Annotated in this window: 13 protein-coding genes, 1 tRNA gene, 1 pseudogene and 1 other annotated feature; of the genes and pseudogenes, 3 read left to right on the forward strand and 12 right to left on the reverse strand. The window is 46.6% G+C overall.

Going from position 1 to position 18,492, the window contains the following annotated elements:
• Nucleotides 1-21: 21 nt before the first annotated feature.
• The 5 genes and pseudogenes from NSB28_RS13035 to rlmD form a co-directional block, all read right to left on the reverse strand.
• The gene (locus NSB28_RS13035) at nt 22-1,098 is read right to left on the reverse strand and encodes a PDDEXK nuclease domain-containing protein (protein ID WP_330665381.1); all 1,077 of its coding nucleotides are present in this window, start codon (nt 1,096-1,098) and stop codon (nt 22-24) included.
• 199 nt (nt 1,099-1,297) lie between these two features.
• The gene (locus tag NSB28_RS13040; protein WP_392391501.1) at nt 1,298-2,164 is read right to left on the reverse strand and encodes a recombinase zinc ribbon domain-containing protein; all 867 of its coding nucleotides are present in this window, start codon (nt 2,162-2,164) and stop codon (nt 1,298-1,300) included.
• Nucleotides 2,094-2,291, reverse strand: a pseudogene (tnpB, locus tag NSB28_RS25135) (IS66 family insertion sequence element accessory protein TnpB); the annotation flags it as partial. The gene NSB28_RS13040 and the pseudogene tnpB, both read right to left, overlap by 71 nt.
• Nucleotides 2,281-2,634 (reverse strand): IS66 family insertion sequence element accessory protein TnpA, encoded by a 354-nt coding sequence (tnpA, locus tag NSB28_RS13045; RefSeq protein WP_109625766.1) that lies wholly within the window; start codon nt 2,632-2,634, stop codon nt 2,281-2,283. The pseudogene tnpB and the gene tnpA, both read right to left, overlap by 11 nt.
• Nucleotides 2,635-2,869: 235 nt before the next feature.
• The gene (rlmD, locus tag NSB28_RS13050; RefSeq protein WP_109625767.1) at nt 2,870-4,279 is read right to left on the reverse strand and encodes a 23S rRNA (uracil(1939)-C(5))-methyltransferase RlmD; all 1,410 of its coding nucleotides are present in this window, start codon (nt 4,277-4,279) and stop codon (nt 2,870-2,872) included.
• A 454-nt stretch (nt 4,280-4,733) separates the two neighbouring features.
• Nucleotides 4,734-5,040: a binding site (T-box leader), on the forward strand.
• Nucleotides 5,041-5,234: 194 nt separating this feature from the next.
• Here rlmD and NSB28_RS13055 point away from each other — a divergent pair.
• A complete protein-coding gene (locus tag NSB28_RS13055) occupies nt 5,235-6,941 on the forward strand; it encodes a carbon starvation CstA family protein (protein WP_109625769.1) in 1,707 nt (568 codons plus the stop codon).
• Nucleotides 6,942-7,182: 241 nt separating this feature from the next.
• Complete coding sequence (locus tag NSB28_RS13060; protein WP_109625770.1) at nt 7,183-8,121, forward strand: AraC family transcriptional regulator; 939 nt, start codon at nt 7,183-7,185, stop codon at nt 8,119-8,121.
• Nucleotides 8,122-8,166: 45 nt separating this feature from the next.
• Here NSB28_RS13060 and recR read toward each other — a convergent pair whose 3' ends face one another.
• The 4 genes from recR to NSB28_RS13080 form a co-directional block, all read right to left on the reverse strand.
• On the reverse strand, nt 8,167-8,763 hold the full coding sequence (gene recR, locus NSB28_RS13065) for a recombination mediator RecR (RefSeq protein ID WP_109625771.1): 597 nt from the start codon (nt 8,761-8,763) through the stop codon (nt 8,167-8,169).
• On the reverse strand, nt 8,763-9,119 hold the full coding sequence (locus tag NSB28_RS13070; RefSeq protein WP_109625772.1) for a YbaB/EbfC family nucleoid-associated protein: 357 nt from the start codon (nt 9,117-9,119) through the stop codon (nt 8,763-8,765). Before NSB28_RS13070 ends, recR begins: the two co-directional genes overlap by 1 nt.
• A 14-nt stretch (nt 9,120-9,133) precedes the next feature.
• Nucleotides 9,134-10,864 carry a DNA polymerase III subunit gamma/tau gene (gene dnaX / locus NSB28_RS13075; RefSeq protein ID WP_109625773.1) on the reverse strand — a complete coding sequence of 577 codons (1,731 nt, stop codon included), beginning with the start codon at nt 10,862-10,864 and terminating at the stop codon, nt 9,134-9,136.
• A 79-nt stretch (nt 10,865-10,943) separates the two neighbouring features.
• Nucleotides 10,944-12,017 (reverse strand): 6-phosphofructokinase, encoded by a 1,074-nt coding sequence (locus NSB28_RS13080; protein ID WP_109625774.1) that lies wholly within the window; start codon nt 12,015-12,017, stop codon nt 10,944-10,946.
• A gap of 229 nt (nt 12,018-12,246) precedes the next feature.
• Between NSB28_RS13080 and NSB28_RS13085 the strand changes: the two genes are divergently transcribed.
• Nucleotides 12,247-12,335, forward strand: a tRNA-Ser gene (locus NSB28_RS13085).
• A 59-nt stretch (nt 12,336-12,394) separates the two neighbouring features.
• Here the strand turns inward: NSB28_RS13085 and NSB28_RS13090 are convergent.
• From NSB28_RS13090 to NSB28_RS13100, 3 genes are all read right to left on the reverse strand, one after another.
• The gene (locus tag NSB28_RS13090) at nt 12,395-15,190 is read right to left on the reverse strand and encodes an ATP-binding protein (protein ID WP_109625775.1); all 2,796 of its coding nucleotides are present in this window, start codon (nt 15,188-15,190) and stop codon (nt 12,395-12,397) included.
• A gap of 76 nt (nt 15,191-15,266) precedes the next feature.
• The gene (locus tag NSB28_RS13095) at nt 15,267-16,727 is read right to left on the reverse strand and encodes a GntR family transcriptional regulator (RefSeq protein ID WP_109625776.1); all 1,461 of its coding nucleotides are present in this window, start codon (nt 16,725-16,727) and stop codon (nt 15,267-15,269) included.
• A 240-nt stretch (nt 16,728-16,967) separates the two neighbouring features.
• The gene (locus tag NSB28_RS13100) at nt 16,968-18,488 is read right to left on the reverse strand and encodes a response regulator transcription factor (protein WP_257497783.1); all 1,521 of its coding nucleotides are present in this window, start codon (nt 18,486-18,488) and stop codon (nt 16,968-16,970) included.
• Between the last annotated feature and the right edge of the window lie 4 nt (nt 18,489-18,492).

An 18,492-nucleotide genomic window follows, 5' to 3' on the forward strand; every position in this document is an offset into this window, starting at 1 on the left:
GTGCCACAGGCTGTGGCACTATTACTCCAGTTCTTTTTCGATTTCTTCAATAGACGGCAGGCTGCTGCGCAGTTCCTCCGGCAATGCCTTGGCAATCTGATTTTTCCACTCCGCAACACCAATGGGATTCTTGTATCCCGCCAGAGAATACTCTACCACCGTTTCATTCTTGCCTTTTACCAACAGCAGACCGATTGTCGGCTGATCATCTGGATGACGCAAAACATCGTTTACTACATTTTGGTACATATTCAATTGGCTGATAAATCCCGGCTCAAAGTCGCAAGCTTTCAGTTCAATCACCACATAGCATCGAAGTTTTAGGTGGTAAAACAGAAGGTCGATATAAAAATCATCGCCGCCAACTTCCAAATGTACCTGTCTGCCTACAAAAGCAAACCCCTGTCCCAACTCCAGCAGAAAGCTCTGAATATGTTCTGTGAGCTGTCGCTCAATCTCAACTTCTCGCCGGGGCATATCCGTACCAAGGAAATCAAACAAGTACGGATCTTTAAACACTTGATTGACCATATCTGAATCCGCTGGCGGAAGTGCCGCAGGAAAATTATTCACACTTCTTCCTGAACGCTCCATGAGACCGCCCTGTATTTGCAGGTCAAGCACATTGCTGCTCCAGCCATTTTCTATTGCTTTATTGGCATACCAGATACGGCTCTCCATAGAATCCAGCTTATCCAACAGCATCCGATTTGTTCTCCACGGAATTTGTGCCACAACCCGTTGCACAATTTCAAAGTCAGGCCAGCTCTCTGCAAACTTTCGCATATATTTGATATTTCTCGGAGAAAATCCAGACATCTCCGGGAATGCACCCTTTATGTCCTTGGCCATGCGGTCAATGACTTTTGCGCCCCAGCCTTCTTCCTCCTGTTTTTTCAGAATAGCTCTACCAATGTTCCAGTACAGGCATATCATGCTGGAATTTGCATTCAGCACAACTGAAATCCGCTGCCTTTGGATTTCTGCTTTTACTTCTTCAATAAATTTCAAATAAGCATCACTCATCTCGGAAAGATTTGGAGCAACAGGGAATATCACTCCATCCTTATTCTTTCCCATTTGATTTCGATTATCCAAATTTTTTCACCTCGCATTTTGCAGATTTCTTTCATAAAGTATATCATGTTCGACAGTAATTTTCTATCCTAACCGCTCATAGTCACAACGCTTCTCACTGCCAAGAACAAAATCCTCAGCTCTATGTCTGAGAATTTTGTTCTTATCAGTGTATGTACTCGGCAAGAGCGCTCTCTTTTTCCGGCTCCTGCCGCTCTATTTAGTCCTCAAAGTCAATCCGCTGTGTCATAACGATGCCAGACTTAAACTGTATTTCTATCTTGCTCTCATTGATCACCCTAACCGTCTGCAGCAGCCTGCGGACAAGGTCATCGTCAAATTCCCGCTTCAGGTAGCTGGCTTTTTTCATATAGCTCTCCATATCCTGCATCCGCTGGTCGTAGGATTCGGCAAGCTGGCGTTCTCTGATTAACTTGGCCTTTTTCTTTTTCAGCTCCTTGATTTCATTGGCGATGACGCGATATTCCTTGTCAAACATCTCATCCGCGCATTCTGCCTTGGCGCTGTCCTCAATGAGTGCCATCATCCTCTGCTGGAGCTGCTCGATCTGCTCATCATATTCGGTCGGTTCGCTCTTTGGGGAGTAGCTGCCGATGATCCGGATGACGTTCTCCCGGAACGCCTGCACAAATTCGCCCTGATCCTCGACTACGCTGTTGATGGCCGCCATGATTGCTTGGTGCAAGGTGTCCTCTTTGATGGTCGACGAGTGTTTGCAACGCTTGGAACCGTATTTCAGGCGGTTGTCGCAGCGCCACACTGCCCATTTCTGTCCGTATTTTGACCATACCTGTCTGCGATAAGGCTGGCCGCATTCGGCGCAGATTAAGATATCCGACAGCACATACTTGGAGCTGTATTTTCCCTTGACCGGTTCGGCCTTTTTCTTGGCGGCTGGGCGGTAGATGGCGGAGCGCCGTGCTTTTTCTTCCTGCTTCTTCCTGACTTCTCGGCCATCGGAGGCGCCCGGCTTCAATCCGCTTATAAAGCAGGCAGAAGCCATCGCCCTCCCATACCAGGCCTTTGAACCGGTCAGTGCGGCATCCGCAGAAAAGAAACAGAACATCCTTTTGAAACGGATCCAGATGGAACTGTTCCTTTACTAACGTCGCCAAACCATCAATCCCTTTGCGAAGATCACATTTTCCACAGTAGATATAGATGGCCTGAAAACCGTTGAGTTCAGAGAGCACGGAACATCACCTCTTTCAAAAAAGAGAGGATGCGCTCCGGCGCATCGCTGCTTACTTCCATGACAGTATCACCACGGCGAATGCGGATTGCCACATTTGAAGTCTGTATAGCAGAAGAAACTGAAATCTGCGCAAATGTGCCGGAAGGAGCATGATCCTTTGCGGGATCCGGTGTTTCACAAGCATTCCATGCCATTTTTCTCAACCGGTTTAGCCGATAATAATAGACCGACTCCCGGATTCCGTTGGCGGCACACCATTCTTTGATGGTCAGACCGCTATCATTGCGTTGTTTGATCATTGCGGTCCAACCGGCCGCACGAACCTGCATTACTTCATTCATACTTGAAATCTCCTTTGAAACTTAGAAAACTCCAATCAAAGTTTCTGGAGTTCTTTAAGTAGATTTGATGAGATCATCATCGCATAAAATCAGTCATAAGTCAGCCCACGAATTATGGAGCATTTACTGTCATCTGTGGAAAGGGCAAAAAATCGGGGCAAAAAACGCTCGTTTTTTGCCCCGATTTTCGCTCTATTTTCGCTTCAAAGCCACAACATCTTGTGGTTAAACCTCTCTATTTTCGCTCATCACCACAATACGTCATCTGTATCACCACCTCAACGTGCCCTGTAAACGGAAACAAATCCACCGGCCACGCCCCCCGTGCCCCATACCCATGCCGCGTGAGATACTCCAAATCTCTGGCCTGTGTCTCCGGATTGCAGGAAATATAGATGATCTTCTCAGGCCCCATCCTGACCAGGGATGAGAGGAATTTCTCATCGCTTCCGCTGCGGGGTGGATCCATAAAGACTACATCTGCCTTCTCTCCCTGTGCCGCCATATCTTCCATGAATTCTCCGGCGTCGGCACAGTAGAAACGGATGTTTTTCGTATTATTCTGCTTTGCATTTACGATGGCATCGCGGATGGCATCCTTGTTTAACTCAACACCTGTCACGCTGCCTGCCTGTTTACTGGCTATCAGGCCGATTGTACCGATCCCGCAGTAGGCGTCAAGGACCGTCTCTTTGCCTGTCAGTCCGGCCAGCTCTATGGCTTTTCCATAGAGGACCTCTGTCTGCACGGGATTGATCTGGTAGAAGGACTTTGATGAGATCCTGAACCTGCAACCGCAGAGCACATCTTCTATATATCCTTTGCCGAAAAGGATCTTTTCCTGATCTCCCAAAACCATGCTTGTGCCCCGGCCGTTCACGTTCTGGATGATCGTGGTGATTTCCGGATATAGGCGCCTCAGGGCATTGACAAAATTATTTTTGGACGGAAAAACAGGAGATGCAGTCACCAGCACCACCATGATCTCTTTTGTGGCAAAACCTCGTTTTACCAGCACATGGCGCAGGAGTCCGTATCCCGTGTCTTCATCATATGTCTTTATTTTAAATGACCGGAGAAGCTCCCGGATAGAGACTATTATCTCATCCGCTTTACGATTCTCGATCATACATTCATCTACCGGCACAACATAATGTGTGCCCTTCTGGTAAACGCCGGATATGGCGTTCCCTTTTCTGTCGTGGTCGAAGACCGCGTGGACCTTGTTTCTGTAATGATAAGGCTCCTCCATACCCACAATGGGATATACCGTACAGTATTTCTGGAGAAGCTTTCTCACTTGTTTCTCTTTTAGCTTCAGTTGTTCCTGGTATGGAACACCCTGATATTCACAGCCTCCACATTTCTTATAAACCGGGCAGACATCCGTCAGAGCTCCCGCAGTTCTTCTGCTTCTGTTGACAGCCCCGTATGGAATCTTCGTCCCACTCTGGATTCCACTCTTCTGCTGTCTTTCTCTGCCTGACCTGGCATCGCTTCCCACTTGCAAAGCCTTTCCTTCCGGTTTTACTCTTCTTCCTCTTGAATCGGCAGATTTTCTTGCTCTGCCTTTTTCTTCCTCATATTGTTTTTTCTCAGGTCTTGCTTTTTCAGTTCTCTTATAATCTGTTCTTTTCTTTTCCATCAGTATCCATCCTATCCGCTTATTGAGTGCAAACGGCCGCCGGCCAGTTTTTTTCTACATCCATACTACCATAAAGCGCGGAAGAATACTATATGAAACCTGCAGGCACATTAATTACCTGCCCTGTTATGTTCTGACAGAAACCCCACAGTTTCTGTCCCGGGCGGCGTCCGCCCAATAGGCTCGTATCAAGTCCACGGGTCTTCTCTATTATAATACCTTAGATTCTGACAAATTTCTCCACAAAGAAATTTTTTATTTTTGGTGAGTTTTAACCGTCACAAAATCGTCACGCTGACGTTGTGCACTTTTACCATACTAATTTCTGTGCTTCTGTTCACATGTTGGTTGTCTGTGTAATGTTTCTTAAAAAAAACTAAAATATCTATAAACTTCCTATTGACTTTTTCATGGTAAAGTACTATAATCCTAAATCAAGTGATAGTTAATATGGTTATATGCTTTGACTGGGAGCCATTGATATACATCCTTTCATCACAGAGAGCCGCAGGCGCTGGGAAGCGGTATGAAAAGTACATCAACATCACCCATGAGCATTTGACCCAAAAGCCGCAGTATGTCTTATGCGGCCCAGTAGGCTCAAACGGCTGCTTTCCGTTACAGAAGCGCCTGTTAACCCCCTTATGCAGATATTTATTATGTTTTACCTGCATTTTCAGTATTACTCCGGGGTGATGGGATTGAGTGGCTGCTTTTTCAGGCAGCAAATAGAGTGGTAACGCGGACGGTCCGTCTCTGTAATGATTTCTCAGGAATTCATTATGGAGATTTTTTTATTTCCGCAGTTATTCTCCCGGCTCGCAGCAGAATATATCCATACCGGCTGTCTTCTGACACATTTCAGGCACACCACAGTGTGCCGCCATTCCGGCCGCAGCTTCAGCTTCATCACGCTTCCGGAATACACTAACATCATGCTTAGGAGGGAATCATTATGAATGGCTTAATAATCATCGTTATAGCGGCTGTCGCACTCATTGCAGCATACCTGATCTATGGCCGCTATCTGGCAAACAAGTGGGGGATTGACCCAAAGGCTAAGACCCCGGCTTATGAAATGGAGGATGGAGTAGATTACGTCCCCGCTGACACAAACGTAGTGTTTGGTCACCAATTTGCATCCATAGCAGGCGCAGGACCTATAAACGGACCTATTCAGGCCGCTATCTTCGGATGGGTGCCCGTTCTTCTGTGGGTTCTTCTTGGAGGTATCTTCTTTGGCGCTGTCCAGGACTTTGCATCCATGTATGCCTCAGTAAAAAACAAAGGACGTTCCATTGGATATATTATTGAAAGATACATAGGAAAACTTGGAAAACGACTTTTCCTTTTATTTACCTGGCTCTTTTCCATTCTTGTCGTTGCCGCATTTGCTGATATCGTGGCAGGTACTTTTAATGGATTCGATGCACAGGGGCAGGTGGAAGCTAACGGCGCTGTTGCCATGACATCTATCCTGTTTATTATCTTTGCTGTTGCACTTGGATTTTTCCTGAAATACTCCAAATTTAATAAAGCGGTTAATACAATTGTAGCCATTGCGCTGCTTGTACTTTCCATCGTTATAGGTGTAAATGCACCAATCTATTTTTCACGTGACTTCTGGCTGTTATTTGTATTTGCTTATGTCATCATAGCGTGCGTGACCCCTGTCTGGGCGCTCCTGCAGCCGCGTGATTACTTAAACAGTTACTTATTGCTTGCCATGATGCTGGCGGCCTTTGTAGGTATCATCATTTACAATCCTTCTATGAACCTGCCTACATTTACAGCATTCAAGATTGAAAGCGGAAATACGGTATCCTACCTGTTCCCGTCATTGTTTGTCACGATCGCCTGCGGGGCTGTGTCAGGCTTCCATTCACTGGTGGCTTCCGGTACTGCCTCAAAACAGATCAAAAACGAAAAGAGTATGCTTCCTGTATCATTTGGAGCCATGCTGCTGGAAAGCTTCCTGGCGGTCATCGCACTCATATGTGTGGGGTTTGCGGCTACTTCCAGCGGGCTTCCTGAAGGCACACCGCCCCAGATATTTGCATCTGCTATTTCCACATTCCTGACAAAGGTGGGGATTCCGGAGAATATCTCTTTTACATTGATCACGCTGTCAGTTTCTGCATTTGCACTCACAAGCCTTGACTCCGTAGCACGTATCGGACGTCTTGCTTTCCAGGAATTCTTTACAGATGATTCTGTTGCGCCAGAGAAGCAGTCATCCGTAAATAAAATCCTGACAAACAAATATTTTGCAACTATACTGACCCTGATACTGTGCTTCCTGCTGGCTAAGGTAGGCTATTCAAGCATCTGGCCTCTGTTTGGCTCAGCTAACCAGCTCTTGTCTGCACTTGCCCTTATTGCATGCGCTGTCTTCCTGAAACGTACTCACAGGAAGGGCTTCATGCTCTGGGGACCTATGGTGGTCATGCTGGGCGTTACCTTCACAGCCCTTGTATTGAAGATCATTGACCTGGTCGGCACTTTCTCAGCCGGTGTCCAGGCCGGAAATGTCCTTCAGCTGGTATTTGCAGTGCTGCTGCTCATCCTTGGAGTGATCGTGGCTGCCGAAGGTATACGCAAGCTGCTTTCAAAAGATGATACTTCAGATGACAATAACGCACCGGAAACTGCTGCTGTATAAATGCCCGGATAGATGCATTTGGCGTCACACAACATTTGTTGTCACACAAACTATACTAATAAAGGTCTGCCCATTATTTTAGGGCAGCCTTTTTAGTTAATCCAAATAATAACTATTCTGCAGGTAATTGTGAGATCACAGAAAATCGCAAATGAAATAAATAAGGAAAAAAGCATACACAGTAAAGCCCTGCCAGTCCTCATATGGTATACTCCAATCATAAAACACAGGAGGTGCTGCGATGCATTCATGGGAAGCGATAGAAAAAACTTTAAACTTTATAGAAGAGAATCTGACCGGAGAAATACAGACTGATACACTGGCAGACTTAGCCTGCCTTTCTCCCTTTTATTATCAGAGGCTGTTTAAACGGCTGGTGAAAAAGCCTGTGCAGGAATATATCAAACTCCGGCGGCTGGCCAAAGCAGCTGATATTCTGGATAATCCAGAATGCAGGATCATTGATGCTGCCATGGAGTGCGGATTTTCAAGCCATGCCGGCTTCACACGCGCTTTCAAGGAGGTCTATCATATCACACCTGAAGATTACAGGAAATCCTCCGTAATGCTCAATACGTTTAATAAGCCTGAAATCTCTATGGGATATGTGCTGATTGATGAAGGATTCCCCCTGATTACAGGAAACATTATCCTGGAGATTTACAGAAGGACTCTTACAGAACCTGAAATTTACCTGGGGTACGAAGGTGCTGTAAATATCTCAGAGCAGATCCCGGCGGGCGAGAGTACAGGAATCGACGTGCCGGGGCAGCTCTGGCAGCAGTTCCACGATAAAAAAGATGATTTGGCCGGCCTGTTTCAGGATAACACTGAACTGGGCATGTGTTATGGCGCAGACCCAGGATCAGGAACCTTCAAGTATTTTGCCGGCGGTTTGGCAATCCCCTCAGACATCAGCACATACACAGCGGATGGATTAACAGTACAGTCACTGGAGGCCGGAGAATATATTGTATGCAGGGTAGAAGCGGAATCTTTTAAGGAGCTTGTCACCAACGCTCTGGATCAGGCCAGCAGGTACTTATTTTCCACATGGCTTCCAAAACACGCTCTCACCACCCGGCCCTTCTCTGCAGAAAAATACTTTACAGCTGATAAAGATATAAATTCTCTGGAAATCTGGGCAAGCCCCATTGATACAATTGAAAAAAGCAGCTGAATTTAATCAGGCGGGTAAGCCCCATCCGGAGCATACCCGCCTTCCTTATAATTCTACCCTGCCTTCCAGTGCACGCAGCAGAGTCACTTCATCTATGTATTCCAGATCCCCGCCCACGGGCACTCCGCTGGCTATACGGCTGACCTTGATCCCTGTAGGCTTAATCAGCTTGCTGATATACATGGCTGTCGTCTCGCCTTCCAGACTGGAATTTGTAGCTATAATTACTTCCTTTATATCTCCCTGAAGCCTTGTCATCAATTCCTTCAAACGTATGTCGTTTGGACCGATGCCAAGCATAGGTGAGATGGCTCCCTGAAGCACGTGATAGACCCCTTCAAACTTCGCAGTCTTTTCATAGGCAGCCAGATCCCTGCTGTTCTCCACAACCATAATAGTACTCTGGTCGCGCTTGGGGTTCCGGCATATTGGACAGAGCTCTTCATCTGTCAGCGTACAGCACTGTGAGCAGTACCGCACATTTTTCTTTGCTTCCAGGATGGCGTCTGAAAGCCTTTTTACATCTTCCAGAGGCTGATTGATAATGTGAAAAGCCAGGCGCTGCGCTGATTTCGCTCCCACGCCCGGCAATTTTGCCAACTCTTCAATTAACCTGCTGATTTGGCTGCTGTAATAATCCATTAGAACGGAAACCCTCCGCCCAGGCCCCCAAGACCGCCTGTCAGCTTAGACATGGCTGAAGCCTGCTCCTCTTCCATCTTGCGGAGAGCTTCATTTGTAGCCGCCATGATCAGATCCTCGAGCATCTCTATATCGTCCGGATCAACTACTTCTTCTGTAAGCTTCACCTTAGTCACTTCTTTTTTTCCTGAAACAGTCACCTCTACTGCTCCGCCGCCTGCTGTTGCTGTAAATTCCTTTTCTTCAAGAATCTTCTGGTTCTCTTCCATCTGCTTCTGCATTTTCTGAGCCTGCTTCATCAGGTTGTTCATGTTGCCAGGCATTCCTCCGCCAGGAAATCCTCCACGTTTTGCCATTTCTATCTTCCTCCTTAATCTTCTATCATGATTTCAGTGTGTATTGCTTCTTTTAATACTCCTTCTACATCAATATCTGCAAGATGTCCCTTAGACAAATGCTCATCTGCCTGCAGCACCATCTGTACCTCCACATGTTTTCCTATCTTGGCAGCTATAAGCTGCTCCAGTTCTGCTTTGGCCTCTTCATTATTAATATAAGGTTCCGCCAGAAAATCTGCAAAAGCCACAAAAAGCCGCTCATCCCCGCCTGATGTATTGTACTTTGGCTCTGCAGATGAGAGGACTACCCTGAACCTGCCGTGTGTCTGAGCTATAATACTCTTCCACAGTGCTTTGACCTGCTGAAGGTCCTTTGGCGCCGCCTTGGGCAGATCTGCAGGGGATATTCCCATTCCTGCCGCACCCAAAGGCTGCCCCGCCGCCGACATTCCCGAAGCAGCGGCCCCTGACTGACCTACTGACGCCTGGTTTCCTGCCTCCGCTCCTGACTGGCTGCCCCAGGTTTCCCCATAGACTGCCTGCCCTCTGGCACCCCCAGAAGACTGCAGCATACCCTGTGGGACCATTCCCGACTGGAATGCAGCCGCATACTCTTCCAGCTTCTTCTCTAATATGCGTACCCGCTCTGTCAGAGATATTTCATCCCTCTCCATCTGCGGTCTGCACAGCTTCATAAAGGCCATCTCCACCAGAACGCGCCTGGAGGAGGAGTACCGGATCTGATTGGACAGCTCAGAAAGCACTCTGATATAGCGCATGAGGGTATCCTCCCTCACCATAGCCGCCTCTTCCTCCAGCTGCCTCAGATTCTCAGTAGATACGTCCAGCACATCTTCCATATTCTCCGAGGACTTCACCAGCATCAGGTTTCTTATATACCAGGTAAAGTCAGATACCATCTGGCCTATCTCCCTGCCCTGCATAATGAGCTCTTCTAATGTAGAAATCACCGATACTATATCATTTTTCAGGATCTCGCGCAATAGTTTACTGAATACATCTGTATCTACAGCCCCCAGCACCTCCAGCACGTGATCATAAGTCAGCTTCTGGCCCAGATAAAATGCGATGCACTGGTCCAGGAGGCTCAAGGCATCACGCATGGAGCCGTCCGCCTTTTTTGCGATATAACGCAGCGCCTTCTCCTCCACATCCACCTGCTCCTGATCCATCAGGTCCCGCAGCCGCGATGCAATTGTTTCAATATCTATCCTCTTGAAATCATACCTCTGGCACCTGGACAGGATCGTAATTGGAATCTTGTGTGCTTCTGTCGTAGCCAGGATGAAGATAACATAAGAAGGAGGTTCCTCCAGCGTCTTTAAGAGTGCGTTAAATGCTCCTATTGACAGCATATGAACCTCATCAATGATGTATACCTTATAGCGGCCTTCTGCCGGAGAATACGCCACCTCATCCCTTATCTCTCGAATGTTGTCAACGCCGTTGTTGGAAGCGGCGTCGATCTCAATCACATTCATGGAGGTTCCCGCCGCTATGGCCCTGCATGTATCGCATTCCCCGCATGGATTGCCATCCACCGGATGTTCACAATTCACCGCTTTTGCCAGTATTTTTGCTATTGTCGTCTTTCCGGTACCTCTGGTACCGCAGAATAAATAGGCATGTCCGATCCTGTCTGCCTTTATCTGGTTCTGCAATGTTGTCACTATGTGATCCTGTCCCTTGACATCGGCAAAGGATGAGGGACGGAACTTTCTATATAAAGCAGTATAGCCCATGACCTGCTCTCCATTCTATCTTTAATGCCAGACAGTGCAGCATCAGCCTGCTGCACTGCATTGACCAGCCTTCGTTTACTTAATCCCCAAAGCTGAGGCCCATTAACTTGGCTTCCTGGATGATCTGGTCATCAGGTGAAACCATTTTCAGCTTGCCTGCCACCTCACCCAGAGGAACCTTCTTTACTTTATTATTCACAATTCCAACCATGTATCCATAATCATTATCCAAAATTAATTTAGCTGCCGAAGCCCCGAGCCTGGAAGACAGTACCCTGTCATACGGACATGGTGTTCCGCCCCTCTGGGTATGCCCCGGAACGGTGATCCTGATCTCAGTGCCTGTCCTTTTCAGGATCTCATCTGCAAGCTCATAGGAAACTGACGGATATGAGTAATTCTTCATTTTTTCCTTTAATTCTTTCTTGGACAGCTTTGCATCCTCCTTCGAGATGGCTCCCTCAGCCACAGCCAGGATCGTGAATCCCTTTCCTGCCTTTGTACGCTTTTCGATAGCCTCCACGACCTTGTCAATATCGTATGGGATTTCCGGAATCAGGATAATGTCAGCGCCGCCCGCAATCCCTGCGTGCAGAGTCAGCCAGCCGACTTTATGTCCCATTACCTCCACTATGAATACCCTGTTGTGTGATGCTGCTGTGGTATGGATGCAGTCAATGGCATCTGTGGCAATATTAACAGCGCTCTGGAATCCAAAGGTCATGTCCGTGCCCCAGATATCATTGTCGATTGTCTTGGGCAGATGAATAATATTCAGCCCTTCTTCCCGAAGCAGGTTTGCTGTCTTCTGAGTCCCGTTCCCGCCAAGGATAACAAGGCAGTCAAGACGCAGCTTATAGTAATTCTGCTTCATGGCCTCTACTTTGTCAAGGCCATTTTCATCAGGCACACGCATCATCTTAAAGGGCTGTCTGGAAGATCCCAGGATAGTTCCGCCTTTAGTAAGGATACCGGAGAAATCTTTCGATGTCAGCATCCTGTAATTACCATAAATCAGGCCTTTGTAGCCATCTGCAAAGCCATATACTTCCAGCTCGTCCAGATTAGCGCTCAACCCCTTTACAACTCCTCGCATAGCTGCGTTTAATGCCTGGCAGTCGCCGCCGCTCGTTAACATACCGATTCTTTTCATGACAACTTCACATCCTATTCTATTTTATTTTTATACCATTACCAATACTTCTATTATATAATACTTCGTGGATTATCACAATGTTTTTATCTGAATAGCGGGATGGTGACGTGTGAACAGTAACGGGTAACCGTTCAGAAGAAATAATTTCAAAAATCCATTGACTATCTTTCCCTGTATAGTTATAATTATAGCGTTAGCCCGACAGATACATGGGTTATCAAGACAAGGAGATGTACCCAAGCGGCTGAAGGGACCGCACTCGAAATGCGGCAGGCCGGTAATCCCGGTGCGAGAGTTCAAATCCCTCCATCTCCGTCAGAGGCCTGACAGCCTGAAGCTGTCAGGCCTCTGTTCGTTTTATGTTCATGAGAACATCAGTCTTTTCTGCGGAGCCACTTCTGCAGTACAATGTGTATCTGCTCCATATCCAAAGGTTTTGCCAGGAAATCATTCATCCCTGCTTCACGTGCCATATCCCGGTCCTCCTGGAACGTGTTTGCCGTGAGCGCAATAATTGGAACAGACTGGGCGTCAGGATGGTCAGAGGCCCTTATAGCCCTGGCTGCATCCAGCCCGTTCATATTTGGCATCTGCACATCCATCAAAATCAAGTCAAAATGTCCCGTCTCACTTTGTAAAAACCGGGCCACAGCCTGAACACCGTCAGTGGCCAGTTCAACCTGCGCTCCTTCAAAGGACAGCAGATCAGAGGCAATTTCAGCATTGAGAACATTGTCCTCCACCAACAAAAAGCACATACCTTCAAATGAATTTTCCACAGTCTCTGAGGGAACTGCTTTAGTTATCTCTCCAAATGGCATGGAAATGCTGAAATAAAACTCACTGCCCTTTCCGGGCTGGCTTTTCACCTGCAGTCTTCCCCCCATACACTCCACTATATTAAGGCTGATAGGAAGTCCCAGTCCTGTTCCCTGGCTGCGGGAATGATTGCTGCCAACCTGCTCAAATGACTCAAAAATACGGGACATATCCTCTTCGGCAATCCCTACGCCTGTATCAGAAACGCTGAACAGATAAGCCGCTTTTGTTCTGTCTGCCCCTGTTTCTTCTACAGTCAGGCACACCTGGCCGCCTGCAGGTGTAAATTTAATGGCATTAGAGAGCAGGTTCATGAGTACCTGCTTGAGACGGATGGCATCCCCCAATAAATCAGTGTGGTTCAGGCTGGTCTTACTTGAAAGCTTTATCTGCTTGCGCTGGGCCTGGGCCTGCATAATGCTGCAGATCTCATCAAGTACCAGGCTGAGAGAAAAGTTTTCACTTGCAATCTGCAGCATGCCGCTGTCAATACGGCTCATATCCAAAATATCATTGATCAGCCCCAAAAGATATTGAGACGAGGTATTGAGTTTAGTCAGGATTTCTTTAGCATCATCAGGAACATTATCCTTCATGGAAAGAAGTGTGGAAAATCCCACGATAGCATTCATGGGTGTCCGGATCTCGTGACTCATGCGGGAGAAGAACTCACTTTTTGCCTTACTTTTTGCCTCCGCTTTTGTAACGGCCTTTTGCATGTTGGCTGCCTGGATCCTCATTTTGGAAATGATTGCTATGGCAATAACTATAAGCAGGGAAAAAGCAGCAATGACAAGTACCGCTGATATGGGGTTTCCTTCAATGAATTGGCGCAGCGTAGTGGAAGACTCTCCTATGGAAACAAAATTATGATCCACAATAGCCATTTTTTCTTGTTCAGAGAGACTGTTGATGCCTTTATTGATTATAGTTAGCAAATTGGGATCTGCCGGCATTGGCATGGCGAAGCTGAACTCCACACGTGTCTCCGACTGGCTGACAGGAACAACATTGTTAAATATATTATCCTGCATTACCTGCTCCATATGAGCAGCCAGGCCACAGGCAAAATCCACCTCACCAGTATTCACGGCGCAGAGCACCTCATACACTGTTTCATAATATTTTATATGGCTGGCCCTTGCATACTCCGGCATCTGACGGCCTTTGAGCAAACCACAGGTAAGGTCCTCTCCCGGATAGGTCACTGATTTATTGCGGACGATCAGGTCAGTTAGCGTGGAATAGGGAGCAGATGCAGCCAGCTGGCTCTGGACGTCATCACTAATATCATTATAGAAGAAGCCTGCCATATCGGCTTCCCCCTGTACTACCATCTGCAGTGTCTGTGCATAGCTGTCGGCAAAAACACAGGAAAATTCCAGACCGTACTGCTGGTTTATTTTATCAAGCAGCTCAGGGACTATGCCATCGTGCCCGCCATCTTCTGTATCTGCACAGTAAAAAGGATGGAAGTAACTGGGAACCGCCACTGTTACTGTTCCTTTATTTTGAACATATTCCCACTCTTCATCGGTCAGCAGCAAATTACGCGCGCTGGTGGCATCAAAATATTTACTATAGAGCTGGCTGGAAAAATCAGGATTCGCAGACATGATTTTGCTCATGGCCCAATTGAGCTGTTCCAATATCTCAGGGTTGTCCGGCTGCGCTACAATGTAGTGGAGCTGTGCGTCAATATAGGCCACTGCACGGAATTCCCCGGTATCATCCGTTATATTCCCCAGCTTGGCATCGATGATGCCATCTGCCAGATCCTTGTCAATCTGGCCCGCTGCGACTTCCTCAGGCCCATATTTCCTGATGGTACAGTGCAGTCCATTTATTGATAAAAATTCCTCCAGCCGGCGCACATGTTCAGCCGCCCGTTCAACAACCCCGATGATCTTTCCTTCCAGATCTTTGTAATCATAGCCGCGTATGGATTTGTCATCCCCTCGTGCCAGCAGGACAGATTTTGTACTGCCACAGCTATAATCCGGGTATGCGAAATATTGCTCAAGTGATTCGGCGTAATAGGTGCCGCCCATCAGGTCGTATTTTCCAGCTATAAAATCATTCACCATGTCATTTCCCGAGGTGCTGATATAATCATATGTCCAACCGGTGTATTTGGCAATCTCATTTAAGTAGTCCACTACCAATCCATAATGATGTCCCTGTTCATCAAGCATAGTAAAACCTGGAACCTCCGGAAAAGGCACCCGAAGCACAACCGGTTCTGCCGCAGCGGCTGCTGCCGGAAAAGCGGGAATGGCTATCATTAAAAATGCTAAACATACGCCTAAAAATCTTCTCTTTAATATTCCCCTTTTTGTTACAGGTTTCATACAAGACCTCCTTATATATTCCATTTTATCATGAACCGTGCTTGTGAACCGACACATTGCGTTTTACATACTATTCTCACACCTGAGAGTCCTTATAAGGCTCCAGTGCTTCCAGATAATTTAACCGCCTGTATTCCGATATGGTCTGCTGCTGCGTATAATAAAACATCTCTGCAGTCTGCTTTGCAAATTCTTCAGAATGTCCATCCAGCAGAGCCTGCACCGCACTGACACATCTGCGGTGCAGCTCCAGCTTTTTAGAAGCATTTTGAGGATTTACAAGGTTTGGGATCTTCCGTCCAATGTGGTAGTTTTCCAGGAGAGTCATATAAACTGCACGCATTCCCCCGCAGGGCAGATTATCTGTTAAAAACTCAAGAATAACGATGGGTGCAGGCTGATACAGATTGCTGACATCTTTCATTTCCTTTACATTTTGCAGCAGGGCCTGCACCTGTTCACGAGATACAGCCATTGCTGTATGGAGCGCCGCACCTCTGACCGTAATAGTAAGCAGTTCTACAGTCTCCAAATATTGTTTACTATATTTGACGATGAGCCTGCGTGGAATAGAGATATTATCCAATGCCGGGAGGTCTGCTGATACAAAAATCCCCCTCCCTCTGACCGTCTCTACCACTCCCTGTTGTTTCAGCATCTGTATCGCCTGCAGTGTAGTAGTTACACTGACGCCATACCGCCTCTGCAGAATTATGTGCGAGGGCAGCTGATCTCCGGGACGGTAACCGCCTGCCGCTATCAGCCCAAGTATATCCAGATACACAGTCATGTAATGCTCTTCGGCAATCTTCTCCCATTTTTCCGTATTTAAAATGCCTGTTCTGAAAGGAGAATCTTCGGGAACAAAACTCTCAAAATGTTTTGTCGTTACCGGTGTTAAATTAAAAAACTCAGAAAGTAAATTTTGCAGCTCCGCCTCTGTGTAAGGATAACTTTTTACTTTATTCACAAATTCCAACAGATCATTTTTATAGTTGATGCGTATACTGACGGAATAGGATTTATACTCCAGATCTAAAAAACCAAGGCTGTCCACCGCGCATAAAGCCAATTCATTATTGCATTTGGCAATAAAGAATCTCCAGAATAATTTCGAGTTTTTCCAAAAAAGGCTGGGAAACGCGGGATCCATCTGGCAAATCAACTGTTCAGAAATTGTCCAGTCATCTTCACAGCATAAAGACATCCCCCTGCATATCAAAGGATGACAAAGTAATTCCCCTGTTTTGAAAACATCTGTCATTGCAGCGGGGTCTGGCTCTTTTAAAGTCTGTACCGGTGGAACTGACATGGATTTATCAAAAATAACAACAGCACGCTTTCTTTCCCTTGTTTCTATCAATCCTTCATCAGTTAACATGGCAAATACACGCCGTATTGTTTTATCAGATACTTTGTATTCCCTGCAGAGCCTGGCTGAAGAGGGAAGAACACATCCTTTTGGCATTAACCCGGACTCAATCTTATATTTTAAGGTCTGAAATATTTTCTGATACTGAAAACCTTCATTGCTCATATAGTCACCTGTTTATTTGCCTTCCGTTCTTGCAGATAAAATTTCTGCAGCAGTCATTTATTGCCCTTTAAAATCTGCGTACCTATAGTATATAATATTACTGTAGTTTTGGACAAAAGTCAATTTACATGCCACAATTTTTAGTGAAAGCTGCTCTGTTTTTGAAAAGGGCGCTGCTAATCCATCAATGTAGATGAATAGAGCAGCGCCCTTTCCCTAAAACCCTCTTTCTCTGCAGTTTTAATTCTTTGTTACCCCCTTATACTGCTGTGCAGTAACACCCGTATACTTCTTAAACAGCACACAAAAATACCTGTAGTTTTCATATCCCACCATCTGGCTGACTTCAAACACCTTATACCCTTCATTCAAAAGCTGTTTGGCTTTTTCCATCCTCACCTGTGTCAGATATTTTATATAAGTTGTTCCAACCTCCTGCCTGAATACGCTACTGAAATAAGCCGGTGTCATCCTGGCCTTTTCTGAGAGGTCAAACAGCGTAAGGTCATCCCTGTAATGGCTGTGGATATAATTCTGTACCTCCTGGATCTCCGAGCGTTTCCTGCCCCCTGCCCTCACATTCTCCATAGTCCTGCTGATGTCACAGAGCTTCTGGAAGAAACAGCTTCTTAATTCCGGATAATTGGTGCATCTGCCGACCTCCACATGAGCAGGCGTTTCCTCCCCGTCTGTGAATATTCCTTCTCCCATGCCGCCTGTCTGCTCCTTCATAAGGCCAAGTGCGCTGTATATAGTCTCCAGAACAAAGTGCTTGACCAGTTCCGGACCTGTATTCTTGTCTCTGCACTCCATAATAAAATCAGATACGGATTCTTCAATCTCTTCCGTGCGGTTCACCCTGACAGCCTCTAAAATTGCCCTCTCGCATTTCTGGATATTATCAGGCAGCCTTTTACTCTGACGGAGCATCTGATAATCTACCGGCTGGGTATTTCCCAGGAACTGTCCATATGCCATAGCCTCCTTTGCCTGTGCAAACACCTCCGGTATCTTTGTCTGCACTGCCGCTGCGTAGGAGAATCCTATATATGCCTCTTCATAATCCTGCTGCCAGATTCTTAAAACTCCCTCCAGACTCTTTTGAAGCTCTTCCTTATGGCTGTTTACAGCTGCCAGGCACATGACCATCTGCATCTGGGGATAGACGCTGTAAAATACTCCGTATTTTTTAAGTCCTGTGCTGTGATTAAGAAATTCCCTTATCCGCAGGTTCTGTACGGGCACACTGCATACCAGGATCATGCACCCGCGTATATCCTCAATAGAAATGGGCATCCCGGCTGCATCCCAGTTCTCTTTTGCCGCTTCACCTGCCCGTATAAGCTCCTCCTTCACCAGCTCTCTTGTCTCTTCACTGCTCTTTAGAAGACCGAGATTTCCCAGGGCCTTCCGCAGCGCTTCCTCCACCTTTGCCGCAGTGACAGGCTTCACAATATAGTCCAGCACTCCAAGGACGATCGCTTTCTTGGCATACTCGAAATCTGTGTACCCGCTGAACAGTATAAACTGGATACCAGGATAGATACATTTTACTTTTTCTATGATGGAAAGTCCGTCCATCCCCGGCATCCTGATGTCTGTCAGTACGATCTGCGGACGTTCCTTTACAATGAGGTCAAATCCACTGATGCCGTCCATGGCTGTGCCCGCTATGGTAATCCCGTACTTTTCCCAGTCCACCAGGGCCTTCATTGCATCGATGACCAGATATTCATCATCCAATATTACTGCCTTTACCATTTGT

Origin of the sequence: Murimonas intestini (assembly GCF_024622195.1) — a bacterium.
GTDB lineage: Bacteria > Bacillota > Clostridia > Lachnospirales > Lachnospiraceae > Murimonas > Murimonas intestini.